The organism is Pseudomonas sp. GW458-11-26-14-LB4 (genome assembly GCF_059423925.1).
Genome location: NZ_JBWKYU010000023.1, coordinates 50517 through 64157, shown reverse-complemented (window position 1 = coordinate 64157; position 13641 = coordinate 50517). Strand labels below are relative to the sequence as shown.

11 protein-coding genes are annotated in these 13641 nt (G+C 61.4%); 6 read left to right on the top strand and 5 right to left on the bottom strand.

Features of this window, described 5'->3' with window-relative positions; translation table 11 throughout:
• Positions 1-2 precede the first annotated feature (2 nt).
• Genes AC07XZ_RS24965 through AC07XZ_RS24940 form a run of 6 tightly spaced genes read left to right on the top strand, consistent with a single transcriptional unit; the run spans position 3 to position 7105 of the window.
• Positions 3-1445: a mannose-1-phosphate guanylyltransferase/mannose-6-phosphate isomerase gene (locus AC07XZ_RS24965; RefSeq protein WP_102687921.1), complete on the top strand. Its 1443-nt coding sequence runs from the start codon at positions 3-5 to the stop codon at positions 1443-1445.
• The gene (locus tag AC07XZ_RS24960) at positions 1446-2243 is read left to right on the top strand and encodes an ABC transporter permease (protein ID WP_085747994.1); all 798 of its coding nucleotides are present in this window, start codon (positions 1446-1448) and stop codon (positions 2241-2243) included.
• Positions 2243-3496, top strand: coding sequence for an ABC transporter ATP-binding protein (locus AC07XZ_RS24955; RefSeq protein ID WP_102687920.1), 1254 nt, complete (start codon positions 2243-2245; stop codon positions 3494-3496). The genes AC07XZ_RS24960 and AC07XZ_RS24955 overlap by 1 nt, the downstream gene beginning before the upstream one ends.
• The gene (locus AC07XZ_RS24950; RefSeq protein WP_102687919.1) at positions 3493-4860 is read left to right on the top strand and encodes a glycosyltransferase family 4 protein; all 1368 of its coding nucleotides are present in this window, start codon (positions 3493-3495) and stop codon (positions 4858-4860) included. Before AC07XZ_RS24955 ends, AC07XZ_RS24950 begins: the two co-directional genes overlap by 4 nt.
• Positions 4844-5974: a glycosyltransferase family 4 protein gene (locus AC07XZ_RS24945; RefSeq protein ID WP_102687918.1), complete on the top strand. Its 1131-nt coding sequence runs from the start codon at positions 4844-4846 to the stop codon at positions 5972-5974. Before AC07XZ_RS24950 ends, AC07XZ_RS24945 begins: the two co-directional genes overlap by 17 nt.
• Positions 5975-7105, top strand: a complete 1131-nt coding sequence (locus AC07XZ_RS24940) for a glycosyltransferase family 4 protein (protein ID WP_085747997.1) — start codon at positions 5975-5977, stop codon at positions 7103-7105. It abuts the gene before it with no gap.
• Positions 7106-7109: 4 nt separating this feature from the next.
• On the opposite strand, the gene AC07XZ_RS24935 is transcribed toward AC07XZ_RS24940, so the two are convergent.
• The 5 genes from AC07XZ_RS24935 to AC07XZ_RS24915 form a co-directional block, all read right to left on the bottom strand.
• A complete protein-coding gene (locus AC07XZ_RS24935) occupies positions 7110-9140 on the bottom strand; it encodes a 2Fe-2S iron-sulfur cluster-binding protein (RefSeq protein ID WP_102687917.1) in 2031 nt (676 codons plus the stop codon).
• A 38-nt stretch (positions 9141-9178) separates the two neighbouring features.
• Positions 9179-9805, bottom strand: coding sequence for a glutathione S-transferase family protein (locus AC07XZ_RS24930; RefSeq protein ID WP_064379665.1), 627 nt, complete (start codon positions 9803-9805; stop codon positions 9179-9181).
• Between the two features lie 104 nt (positions 9806-9909).
• Positions 9910-10836: a LysR family transcriptional regulator gene (locus tag AC07XZ_RS24925; RefSeq protein ID WP_102687916.1), complete on the bottom strand. Its 927-nt coding sequence runs from the start codon at positions 10834-10836 to the stop codon at positions 9910-9912.
• Between the two features lie 73 nt (positions 10837-10909).
• Positions 10910-12742, bottom strand: a complete 1833-nt coding sequence (gene glmS / locus AC07XZ_RS24920) for a glutamine--fructose-6-phosphate transaminase (isomerizing) (RefSeq protein WP_102687915.1) — start codon at positions 12740-12742, stop codon at positions 10910-10912.
• Positions 12743-12744: 2 nt separating this feature from the next.
• Positions 12745-13521: a DeoR/GlpR family DNA-binding transcription regulator gene (locus tag AC07XZ_RS24915; protein ID WP_102687914.1), complete on the bottom strand. Its 777-nt coding sequence runs from the start codon at positions 13519-13521 to the stop codon at positions 12745-12747.
• Positions 13522-13641 lie beyond the last annotated feature (120 nt).

Here is a 13641-nt window from a genome sequence, read left to right as displayed (position 1 = left end):
CCATGCTGATCCCCGTGATTCTGTCCGGCGGTGCCGGCACCCGTTTGTGGCCGGTGTCCCGGGAGGGCCATCCCAAGCCGTTCATGACCCTGCCCGACGGCCAGTCGCTGCTGGGCAAGACCTACCGGCGCGCCGCCGCGCTGCTGGACGGCTGGGGCGACATTGTCACGGTGACCAACCGCGAGTACTACTTCCAGAGCAAGGATCACTATCAGGCCGCGCGCCTTTCACGCCATCGCGGGCACTTTCTGCTCGAACCCACCGGGCGCAACACCGCGCCGGCCATCGCGGCGGCAGCGCTGTCGCTGCAAGCCCTGCACGGTGATGCAGCGATCATGGTGGTGATGCCTGCCGACCATCTGATCGTCAACGAAGACGCGCTCAAGAGCGCGGTCGAACATGCAGTCAATCTGGCAAAAGACGGTTATCTGGTGACCTTCGGTGTGGTGCCGACCGCCCCGGAAACCGGATTCGGCTACATCGAAACCGGCGCGCCACTGGACGCAAACGGCGCAGCCAAGGTGCAGCGCTTCGTGGAAAAGCCCGACCTGCAAACCGCGACCCATTATCTGGAGAGCGGCAACTTCCTGTGGAACTCGGGGATGTTCTGTTTCACCACCGCGACCCTGATCGCCGAGTTGGCGCTGCACGCCCCCGAGTTGCTGGAACAGACCCGCGCCTGCATGGCCGCCAGCGAACCGGTGGAAACCGTCGGCTGCCTGCAACAGGAACTGTCGCCGCAGCTGTTCGCCGAGATCACCGACATTTCCATCGACTACGCGTTGATGGAGCGTTCGGAGAAAGTCGTGGTGGTGCCCGCCGGTTTCGACTGGAGCGACATCGGTTCGTGGGGTGCCGTAGCGGCGCTGGTGCCGGCCGACGCTGACAACAACCGTGCGAGCGGCGAGGCGATCTTCATCGACAGCCGCAACAACTTCGTTCAAAGCGAAGGCCGGCTGGTGGCCGCCGTCGGTGTGGAAGACCTGATCATCATCGACACCGCCGACGCCGTGCTGGTGGCCCACGCCGACCGTGCTCAGGATGTGCGGCGCGTGGCCAAGCAGCTCAAGGACAAATCCCACGAAGCCTATCGCCTGCATCGTACGGTCAGCCGTCCGTGGGGCACCTACACCGTGCTCGAGGAAGGCCCGCGCTTCAAGATTAAGCGCATCGTGGTCAAGCCCGGCGGCAAGCTGTCGTTGCAGATGCACCATCACCGCAATGAACACTGGGTGGTGGTCGAAGGCATGGCCAAGGTCACCAACAACGGCAGCGGCACGACCCTGGTGGCGAAGAACGAATCGACGTTCATCGCCGCCGGTCACAAGCACCGTCTGGAGAACCCCGGCGTGATCGACCTGGTGATCATCGAAGTGCAAAGTGGCGAATACCTGGGAGAGGACGACATCGTCCGCTTCGAAGACCAGTACGGCAGGACGGTTTAAATGCTGCTTTCCCTGTATCGCTCGCTGCATGACTATCGAGGTTTCATTCTCGGCAGCGTGCAGCGAGAGTTTCAATCGCGCTATCGCAATTCACTGCTCGGTGCCTTGTGGCCCGTGTTCAACCCGCTGTCGATGATCATCGTCTACACCGTGATCTTTTCCCACATCATGCGCGCACGCCTGCCGGGCGTGGATGACAGCATGGCCTACAGCGTCTACCTCTGCGCCGGTCTGCTGGCCTGGGGGCTGTTCTCTGAAATCACCCTGCGCAGCCAGACCATGTTTCTGGACAACGCCAACCTGCTGAAGAAAATCAGCTTCCCCAGAATCTGCCTGCCGGTGATTGTGCTCTGCAACGCGGCAATCAACTTCGCCATCATCATCGGCCTGTTCCTCGGTTTTCTGCTGATCACCGGGCGCTGGCCGGGCATGGCGCTGCTGGCGCTGATCCCCCTGATCGCGCTGCAAATGATGTTCTGCGCCGGGCTGGGCATGATCCTCGGCGTATTGAATGTGTTCTTTCGCGATGTCGGTCAGCTCTTCGCCATCTGCCTGCAGTTCTGGTTCTGGCTGACGCCGATCGTGTACCCGATGAGCATCCTGCCGGAGTGGGTTCAGCGCCTGCTGCAACTCAACCCGTTGACCAACCTGATCGGCAGCTATCAGAACCTGTTCCTGTATGGGCAGTGGCCCGTCTGGAGTTCGCTGCTGCCGGTGTTCATCACCGCGCTGGTGATGTGCCTGATCGGCCTGCGGCTGTTTCGCAGGCGTGTCGGTGAAATGGTGGATGAACTCTGATGGGACATATTCGCGTCACCGGCCTGGGCAAGGCCTATAAGCAGTATCCCAATCGCTGGAGTCGCCTGGCGGAATGGCTGATCCCGTTTTCGCCCCTGCGCCACCACCAGCACTGGGTGCTGCAGGATGTCGCTTTCGAAATCGCTTCCGGCGAGGCGGTGGGCATCGTCGGCGCCAACGGTGCGGGTAAAAGCACCTTGCTGAAGATGATCACCGGCACCACTCAACCCACGTGCGGCAAGATTGAAATTGAAGGTCGCGTCGCCGCATTGCTGGAATTGGGCATGGGCTTTCACCCGGACTTTACCGGCCGCCAGAACGCAATCATGGCCGGGCAACTGCTGGGGCTGCAGGTCGACGAAATCGAAGCGATGATGCCCGAGATCGAACATTTCGCCGAAATCGGCGAGGCCATCGACCATCCGGTCCGCACCTACTCCAGCGGCATGCAGATGCGCCTGGCCTTCAGCGTCGCCACCGCACGGCGACCGGACATCCTGATCGTCGACGAAGCACTGTCGGTGGGTGACGCCTACTTTCAGCACAAGAGCTTCGATCGCATCCGCAGCTTCCGCAAGGCGGGCACGACATTGCTGATCGTGTCCCACGACCGCTCGGCGATCCAGTCGATCTGCGACTCGGCGATCCTGCTCAAGGACGGCCACATGGCCATGTACGACAAGCCGGAAGTGGTGCTCGATTACTACAACGCCCTGATGGCCGAACGCGAAGGCCAGATCGTGCGTCAGGAAATGCTCGCCGGCGGCGAAGTACGGACCGTGTCGGGCACAGGAGAAGCCGTCATCCTCGGGGTGCGCCTGCTGGATGAACAGGAGCGCTCCATCGAAGCAGCGGAGGTCGGTCAGCCGGTGGTATTGGAAGTACAGGTTGAGGTGCGCAGCGACATCGAACGAATGGTGCTCGGCTTTCTCATCAAGGACCGCCTGGGCCAGATGATGTATGGCATCAATACCCATCGCCTCGACAAAGCCCTGACGGATCTGCACGCCGGAGAACGTTTCACCTATCGCTTTGCCTTCGTGATGGGACTGGGCAAGGGCAATTACTCGGTATCGCTGAGCCTGTCGCGACTGGACTCTCATATGGATCGAAACTTCGAGTGGCGCGACTATGGCCTGGTGTTTCATGTGATCAACGGCCGGCAGGAAAATTTTGTCGGCTGCTCGTGGCTCGACGCCAAGGCTTCGATAACCCGCCATACCGCCGCTGCGCTGACTGAGCGCGCGCCATGACCCGGCTGCTGGTCGAATGCACCCACGTGTTCAAACACCCGAAGGTCAATTCGGGGATTCAGCGGGTGGTGCGCAACGTCATCAAACAGCTGCCGCCGAGCGCCGAAGGGGTCGAATGCGTGCCGGTGATCCTGCTCAAGGGCAGGCTGTACCGTGTGACGCGTCTGGCGCCGCTGGACTCACCGCTGTTCAATACCATCGCCACGCTTGGCGAACGCCTGGAACGACTGGCCCACCGCTTCTGGCAAGTGCATCAGCGGCTGGACACACGCTGCCGCACAAAACTGGCACGACGCCTGTTTTACGTCGGCTATCGCCTCACGTCGTTCGGTGTATTCGGGATACCACTGCGGTTGGTCGAGCAGATCAATCGCTATCAACTGGATCGACGCTGTGAGCCGCTGCAACACCAGCCCGGCGATCATCTGGTGTTGCTGGACTCGTCCTGGCATTCGGACTTTTTTCTGCACGCCGAGCGCCTCAAGCATGAAGGTCTGGGCATCGTCGCGGTGATCTACGACCTGATTCCCCTGTCCCACCCGCAGTTTTACGACACGCGGCTGGTCGAGGTGTACAGCGAGTGGTTCGACTGGATCGCCCACAACGCCGACGGTTTCATGGCGATTTCCGCCACCGTGCGCGATCAGGTGCGTGCAGAACTGCAACGTCGCCTCGGATCGGAACAGACCGGCAAACGCTGGTTCGACTATTTTCACCTCGGTTCCGAGCTGGATCTGCAGAGCGTTGAAGCTGCCGTCGAACCGCGTCTGCAACGGCTGTTCGCCACACCGGAGCCGGTGTTCCTGATGGTCAGTACCATCGAGCCGCGCAAGAACCACGACTATCTGTTGGATGCCTTCGACCATGCGTGGGCGAACGGCTCGAAAGCCCGGTTGTGCATCGCCGGGCGCATCGGTTGGAAGTGCGACGCGCTGCTTGCCCGGATTCGCCATCACCCCGAGCTCAACCGGCGCCTGTTCATGTTCAACGACTTGAGCGACACCAGCCTCGAACACGCCTACGCCCATGCCGGCGCGCTGGTGTTTCCATCGTTCGTCGAAGGTTTCGGCCTGCCGCTGGTGGAAGCCATGCAACGCGGGCTGCCGGCGATGGGCAGCGACATCCCGGTGTTCCGCGAGATTGGCGGTGAATTCATGGCGTATTTCGACCTGCAGTCGCCGCAAAGCCTCGCCGATCTGGTGCAGAGCTTTGAGCGCAGCGGTCGATTCCCCGCCGCCCGGGATGTCAGCGACTGGCAATGGATCGGCTGGCGCGAAGCCAGCGCGCAACTGGCCGAGCGTACCGCACGCCATGTGCTGGAGGCGCCTCAGGTGCCAGCGAGGCAACATGCGCATAGCCCTTAACGCCCGGATTCTCCAGGCACCGCGCACCGGCATCGGCCATTACGTCGCCGAGCTGGTAAATGCCTTGCACGCGGACACCGATATCGACGTGGCGCTCTTCCATGGCTGGGGCTGGAGTTCGCAGCTGCCGGAAGCAGCGATGCCCGGTTATTCGCGTCTGACGCCATTGCTGCGGCAGATCCCCGGCGCCTATCAGGCCCGCCGCTGGCTGGAGCAGAAACGCTTCGATCAGGGCCCGGCGCACCCGGTCGATCTGTATCACGAACCGAGCCTGTGGCCGCTGGCCTTCGATGGCCCGACCGTGATCACCCTGCACGATCTGACGCACCTGCATTTCCCCGAGACCCAGCCGCCGGCACGGCTGCGGGAAATCGAGCGACGACTCGCCGACGGCGTACGCCGGGCACGGATCATCCTGACAGACTCGCAAGCCATCGCTGACGAGGCACGGGAATATTTCGGACTGCCTGCCGAGCGTTTCGTGGTCGCGCCGCTGGGTGTTGCCGAGCGTTTCCATCCGCGCGAGCCGGAAGACATCGACACGGTGCTCAAGGCCCATGCGGTCGAGTTCCGGGAGTATTTCCTCTGCGTCGGCACTCTGGAGCCACGCAAGAACCTGAACCTGGCTCTGCGCGCCCACGCGCTGTTGCCGGATCTGGTACGCCAGCGTTTTCCGCTGTTGATCGTCGGCATGGCCGGCTGGCAGCGCGACCAGTTCAGTGATGAATTGCAGCAGGCGCTGGCTTGCGGGCACGTGTGCCTGCTCGGCTACTTGCCCGATGAGCAAGTCGCGCAATTGCTGTCCGGCGCCCGGGCGCTGATTTTTCCGTCGCTGTATGAAGGTTTCGGCCTGCCGGTGCTGGAAGCGATGGCCAGCGGCACGCCGGTGGTGCTCACCCGCTCTTCGGCCATGCCGGAAGTGGCGGGAGACGCCGGCAACTATATTGAAGCTGACGATGCAGACGGCTTGCGTGATGCGATGAGCCGACTGATCGAAGATCAAGCGCACTGGCAGGCATGCCGGAAAGCCGGATTGCAGCAGGCACGGCTTTTTTCCTGGAAGCGTTGCGCGCAGGCCACGGCCGGCGCCTACCTCCAGGCCATGGGAGGTTGAATGCGGGTTCTGCATTTTTTCAAGACGTACCTGCCTGACTCGGTCGGCGGTATCGAACAAGTGATCTTTCAACTCTGCGAGAGCGGCGCCCAGCACGGCATCGACGGCCAGGTGCTGACCCTTAGCGCCAATCCAGAGCCTGCTGTGGTGCGTCTCGGCCAGCACGAAGTGCATCGGGCAAAACTGGATATCCAGTTCGCCTCCACCGGTTTTTCCTGGAGCGTGTTCAAGCAGTTTCGCGAACTGGCCGCCGAAGCCGACGTGATCAACTACCACTTCCCGTGGCCGTTCATGGATCTGGTGCACTTCGCCAGCGGCGTGAACAAACCGACGGTGGTGACGTACCACTCGGACATCATTCGCCAGAAGCACCTGCTCAAACTCTATCGCCCGCTGATGAACCGCTTCCTCGCCAGCGCCGACCGGATTGTCGCGGCCTCGCCTAACTATCTGCACACCAGCGATGTGTTGCAGCAATTCCAGGACAAGACCCGCGTCATCCCTTATGGCTTGAACAAGGCAGGTTATCCACAGGCCGATGTCGAGCGCATGAACCGCTGGCGCCAGCAGCTTGGGGATAAGTTTTTCCTGTTTGTCGGGGTGATGCGCTATTACAAAGGCCTGCACATCCTGCTTGATGCCTTGAAGGACGTTGACTACCCGGTGGTGATCGTCGGCGCGGGCCCGCTGGAGCAGGAGCTGCACGCCCAGGCCGCCGCGCTTGGCCTGAAAAACATTCATTTCCTCGGCCGTCTGAGCGATGAAGACAAGGTCGCCCTGCTGCAACTGAGCTACGCCATCGTCTTCCCGTCGCACCTGCGCTCGGAAGCGTTCGGCATTTCTCTGCTCGAAGGCGCGATGTACGGCAAACCGATGATTTCCAGCGAGATCGGCACCGGCACCAGCTACATCAATATCCACAACGAAACCGGGCTGGTGGTGCCACCGAGTCATCCCCAGGCGTTTCGCGAAGCGATGCGCACCCTGTGGGAAAACCCGGCCCGCGCCGCCGAAATGGGCCTCAAGGCAGAGGCCCGCTATCGGCAGTTATTCACAGCCGACGAAATGGGCCGCAAGTGGACCGAGTTGTATCAGGAGCTGCTGGAGGAAAAGGCGTTGTCCTACGCCTGATCCCTTACAGATCCAGCACCAGCGGCTGGGCACTCTGCGCCGGCACCGCGCAGCAAATCAGCACCTGCCCCTCCTCCGGCACTTCAGCCGGAGGCTGTGGATAATTCACCGCGCCGCTGATCAGCCGGGTCTTGCAGGTGCCGCACGAACCACCGCGGCAACTGAATTCCGGACGCAGGCCACGGCTTTCCGCCAGCTCCAGCAAACTGCCGCCATCGGGCTGCCAGCGCGCTTCCTTGGCTGAACGTTCGAACACCACCGGCACCGACGTGGTCGCGGCCGGCGGTTGTTCCATCACGATCGCATCCGGATCGGGTTGGCGCTTGAGGGTCGAAGGGCCGAAGGTTTCGGCATGGATCTGCCCGTCCCGCACATCCAGTTCGCGCAAAGTGTCGTAGATGCCCTGGGTAAAACCGCCGGGGCCGCAGAGTACAAAGTCGACCTGATCGAAGTCCTCGTCGGTCAGCAGATTGCGCAATAGATCGCCATCGATACGGCCACGAATATCGTAATCCTCGCCTTGCACCAGATCGTCCTCCGGCTGGCTGAGCACTCGCAACACCTTCACGGCATCACCGGCGTCCTCCAGCAACCGATCCACCTCTGCGCGGAACGGCTGGTCGGCGAGGCTGCGGGAGCTTTGAACAAACAGGGTCGGACGAATCCGCCGCGTCCGCAGGCCCTGATACACCACCTCACGCAGCATCGAAAGCAATGGCGTGATGCCGACGCCCGCAGCCAGCAGCACCAATGGACGGCGTTCCAGCGCCGCTACAGTGAAATGCCCCTGGGGCAATCGCGCCTCCAGCACGTCGCCGACGCGAATCTTTTCGTGAAGGTGGGTCGATACCCGCCCTTCGCGTTTCACGCTGATCCGGAAGAAATCATCCGACGGCGCGCCCGACAGGCTGTAAGTACGGATGTGCACGTCACCGTCGAGGTTGAACCGAAGCGGCAGATGCTGGCCCGCCAAAAACACCGGCAGACCCGCGCCATCGTTCGGTTCCAGGTAAATCGAGCGAATGTGGCGGCTTTCCATTTCGATCCTTGCCACTCGCAATGGACGCCAGCTGTCACCCAATGCCTTGGCCTGCAACCGTGCATCGGCCTGGGCCCAGTTGCCGGTCAGCAGGCTGGTGGGCGACATGCCGTCGAAGCGCCAGCGCAGAGCCAATGCCGCCGGACGTCGAACCAGTTTCTCCACCTCGAAGGTCCACAACCGTTCGGCGCCCTGAAAGGCTTCGATCTGTGGTGCCTCGAGAATCACCTCGGTGCGACCGCTGAGCTGCAATACGTCGCCTGTGGAAAAGTCGATGAACAGCAACCCCGCCAAGGGATTGAGCAACAGATTGCCGAGGGTGTTGAAATGCAGGTTGCCGGCAAAATCCGGGATCGTCAGGCGATTGCCTTCGATCCGTACGAAACCAGGCTGGCCGCCGCGGTGGGAGACATCCACCGAACGCTCACCGTCGACATCGACGTAACTGGCGACGAAGAAAGTGTCGGCGCTTTCGATCAGTGCAATCGCGGCGTCATCGAGACTGTCACGGTGTTCGGCTTTGCGGGTCTGCGGATCCGTCAGGGGCACCCGTTGGAACTGGCGCAGCTGTATGTACTGCGGACAGTTGCCGAAGGACTGATCCACCGTCAGCGCAAAACCATCCGCCCCAAGGCTGCTGATGTGACCATTGAGCCGATTTCGCCGACGGGTGTGCAGCTCGATACCGAGCAGGCCGATCGCGGCGCCAGCCTTTAACTGTGCAGGATCATCAGCAGCCGGCAGACTTGCGAACTGCAGTTGCGTCGGCTCGGGAGAGTGAGCAAAGCCCGGCTCGCCCTCCAGCACACTGGCCCAGGGGCGACCTTCGGCATCCACCGCGCCGTACAGCATGAATGGCAATTGCTGATAGAACTGGCGGTGTTGATCCGGCATCCAGGTGCGAATCACCTTACGACCGAATTCCTCCATGCGCTCGGCAACGCCGACATGGGCCTGCAACTGTTGCTCGCCAGCGTGCCACGGTGAACGTTCCATCACGGTCTCTCCCCTGCGCCGTCGGCGCAGATTGAATGTCAGACGGTGGTTTGCAGGCCGGCAACGGTGCGTGGCATGCCGACAAAACCGGGCAGCGCCTCAATCCGCGAAAGCCAGGCGCGAACGTTAGCGTAGTCGTCCAGCGACACATTGCCTTCCGGCGCATGGGCGATGTAACTGTAGGCCGAGACATCGGCAATGGTCGGCTCAGTGCCGGTCAGGTACGGGGTTTTGCCCAGTTCCGCATCCATCACCTTGAGAAAATTGTGCGCACGGGTGATGACCTCCTCGGCGTTGAACTTCGCCCCGAACACCGTGATCAAGCGTGCGGCAGCGGGCCCGAAAGCAATCGGCCCGGCGGCGGCCGACAACCAGCGCTGCACGTGCGCGGCGCCGACCGGATCACTTGGCAGCCAGCGGCCATTGCCGTATTTCTGTGCCAGGTAGACAAGAATCGCGTTGGAGTCCGCGAGCACCACACCATTGTCATCAATGGCCGGAACCTGGCCGAAGCTGTTGATGGCCAGATATGCCGCCTGTTTATGTTCGCCCTTGGCCAGATCGACGAAGATCAGCTCGGTCGGCAGTTGCAACAGTGACAACATCAGCTCGACGCGATGGGCGTGGCCGGAACGCGGGAAGTTGTAGAGTTTGATCGCTTGCATGGTCGACTCCGCTGGATGATGGCGCCGTTCAGGATGGACGGTGGCCGTAGGAGCCATCTTCCCCTGATCGCGAAAACAACAGAATCACCAGCAAATGCAATCCATTATTTCTCTGGATGAAATAACGCAGCGTTTTTCAGCGCCGGATGCTCGCGCAGCGCCTGCACGATGAAGTCGACAAAACTGCGTATCCGCGCCGGTGCCTTGCGCCCGCCCTGATACACCACATGGATCGGCAGAGCAGGCAGTTCAAACTCGGCGAGGACGATTTCCAGTTCGCCGGAAGCCACCTTGCCGGCCACCTGATAAGACAGCACCCGGGTCAACCCCAGACCCAACGACGCCGCTGTGATCGCAGCTTGATTGGCGGTAACCACCAGACGCGGCTCCGGTTTTACGCCAATGAGCTCACCGTTTTCCATGAATGGCCAACTGCGCTGCTGGCCGATGGCCGACGTCGCCACCACCGGTGCCCCGGCCAGGGCCTGTGGATGAGTCGGCCGGCCATGAACCGCAAAGTACTCCGGCGAACCACAAATCACCCGCCGTACTTCGCCGACCCTGATCGCATGCTGATTGCTGTCCGGCAACTCGCCAATGCGCACCGCAACATCGACCCCCTCCTCGACCATGCTCACCACCCGGTCGAGCAACAGGGCGTTGATGGAAACGTCCGGGTATTGCGTCAGATAACGCGCCATTACCGGCGTGACGAACTGTTCTCCGAATAAAACTGGCGCCGTCACCGTCAACTGCCCACGGGGCTGGGTATGACTGCCGGCAGCGGAATCCTCCGCCTCCTGCACCTCGGCGAGAATTCTCCGACAGTCTTCCAGATAACGCAGACCCGCTTCGCTCAAATGCACGCTGCGGGTGGTACGGATCAACAACTGCGTACCAATTCGCTGCTCCAGCCCCGCCACCGCCCGGGTCACGCTGGCTGCCGACAAACCCAGGCGCCGCGCGGCAGCGGAGAAGCCCTGCTCCTGGGCGACGATGGCGAAGACCTGCATTTCCTGGAAGCGATCCATGGTGCCCTCGATCCGGATAAAAAAATCGCAGCCGAAGCTGCGATTTTATGGGGGTGATTCAACTGTGGATAACTTATTCCACCGTTACCGACTTCGCCAGGTTACGCGGCTGATCAACGTCAGTGCCCTTGAGCACAGCAACGTAGTACGACAGCAATTGCAGCGGAATGGTGTAGAGGATCGGCGACAGGATGTCGTGGATGTGCGGCATCTGCACCACGTGGGTGCCTTCGCCGTTGGTCATCCCGGCTTTCTCGTCAGCGAACACGATCAGTTCGCCGCCGCGGGCGCGGACTTCCTGCAGGTTGGACTTGAGCTTCTCCAGCAGTTCGTTGTTCGGTGCGACGGTGACCACCGGCATGTCGTTATCCACAAGCGCCAGCGGGCCGTGTTTCAGTTCGCCAGCCGGATAGGCTTCGGCGTGGATGTACGAGATTTCCTTGAGCTTCAAGGCCCCTTCCATCGCCACCGGGAATTGCGCGCCACGGCCCAGGAACAGGGTGTGGTTTTTCTCGGCAAACAGCTCTGCGATTTTTTCCACCGTGCTGTCCATGGCCAGCGCTTCGCCCAGGCGGGTTGGCAGACGACGCAGTTCTTCGACCAGCGTGGCTTCAACGCCTTTGCCCAATGTACCGCGCACCTGACCGAGAGACAGGGTCAGCAGCAGCAGACCAACCAATTGTGTGGTGAACGCCTTGGTCGAGGCCACGCCGATTTCACGACCAGCTTGGGTCAGCAGGGTCAGGTCGGATTCGCGTACCAGCGAGCTGATGCCGACGTTGCAGATCGCCAGGCTACCGAGGAAGCCCAGTTCCTTGGCGTTGCGCAGCGCAGCCAGGGTGTCGGCGGTTTCGCCGGACTGGGAAATGGTGACGAACAGGGTGTCCGGCTGCACCACTACCTTGCGGTAGCGGAACTCGCTGGCGACCTCGACCTGGCATGGAATGCCGGCCAGTTCTTCGAGCCAGTAACGGGCAACCATGCCGGCGTGGTAGCTGGTGCCGCACGCCACGATCTGCACGTTGCGCACTTTGGCGAACAGTTCGGCCGCTTGCGGGCCAAACGCCTGCACCAGCACCTGATCCGAACTCAATCGACCTTCCAGGGTGCGCTGCACCACGGATGGCTGCTCGTGGATTTCCTTGAGCATGTAGTGACGGAACTCGCCTTTGTCGGCGGCTTCGGCGCCATCGGTGTACTGGACGGTCTGGCGCTCGACGGCTTTGCCGCTCACGTCCCAGATCTGCACCTTGTCACGCTGGATTTCGGCGATATCGCCCTCTTCCAGGTACATGAAACGGTCGGTGACCTGACGCAGGGCCAGTTGGTCGGAAGCGAGGAAGTTCTCGCCCAGGCCCAGACCGATCACCAGCGGGCTGCCGCTGCGGGCTGCGACCAGTCGATCCGGCTGCTGTGCGTGGATAACCGCCAGACCGTAGGCGCCATGCAGTTCCTTGACCGCGGCCTTCAGGGCGTCGGTCAGGTCCGGCAGATTTTTGAGCTTTTCAGTCAGCAGGTGGGCGATGACTTCGGTGTCGGTGTCCGAGGTGAACACGTAGCCCAGCGCCTTGAGTTGTTCACGCAGCGCCTCATGGTTTTCGATGATGCCGTTGTGCACGACGGCAACGTCACCGGAGAAATGCGGGTGGGCATTGCGCTCGCTCGGCGCACCGTGAGTGGCCCAACGGGTGTGGGCAATGCCGAGACGGCCTACCAGCGGATGTTCGGCGAGCGCCGCGTCGAGTTCGCTGACCTTGCCCACACGACGGGTGCGTTCCAGAGTGCCGTCATTGGTGTACACCGCCACACCGGCGCTGTCATAACCCCGGTATTCGAGGCGCTTGAGGCCTTCGACCAGAATGGCGGTGATGTTACGTTCAGCTACCGCACCGACAATTCCACACATGCTTATTTCTCCTGACTGACAGTCGCGCAAATCAAGTTGATACCGCGAGCCTGAATCTGAGCGCGTGCCTCAAGGGGCAGGCGATCATCGGTAATTAGGGTATGGACGCTGCTCCATGGCAGCTCCAGGTTGGGAATCTTGCGGCCGATCTTGTCGGCCTCGACCATCACGATCACTTCCCGCGCCACTTCCGCCATCACCCGGCTCAGGCCGAGCAGCTCATTGAAAGTGGTGGTGCCGCGCACCAGGTCGATGCCATCGGCACCAATAAACAACTGATCGAAGTCGTAAGAGCGTAGTACCTGCTCGGCGACCTGGCCCTGAAAGGATTCCGAGTGGGGATCCCACGTACCGCCGGTCATCAGCAGTACCGGCTCGTGTTCGAGCTCGCTCAGGGCGTTGGCCACGTGCAGGGAATTGGTCATCACCACCAGGCCTGGCTGCTGGCCAAGCTCGGGAATCATGGCGGCGGTGGTGCTGCCGCTGTCGATGATGATGCGGGCGTGCTCGCGGATGCGTGTAACCGCGGCGCGGGCAATCGCCTGTTTGTATTTGGAAACGTTCTGACTGACGTCTGCCACCAACTCTTGAGGCATGGTGATCGCTCCCCCGTAACGGCGCAGCAACAGGCCATGACTTTCCAGGGCGGCGAGATCCTTGCGAATCGTAACTTCCGAAGTTTCGAAGCGCTTGGCCAGTTCGTCCACACTCACTTCGCCCTGCTCATTAAGCAAAGCCAGAATGTTGTGACGACGCTGAGGTGTATTGCGTTTCGACATGGGCTACTAAGTTTCGATTCGAAAGATAACGGAAGCAATCAAAACCTATCAGCTGCAAATCGTCAAGACGTGCCCAATAAAAAAGACCGCCGGCGGCGGTCTTTTTCATACATCGAGCAT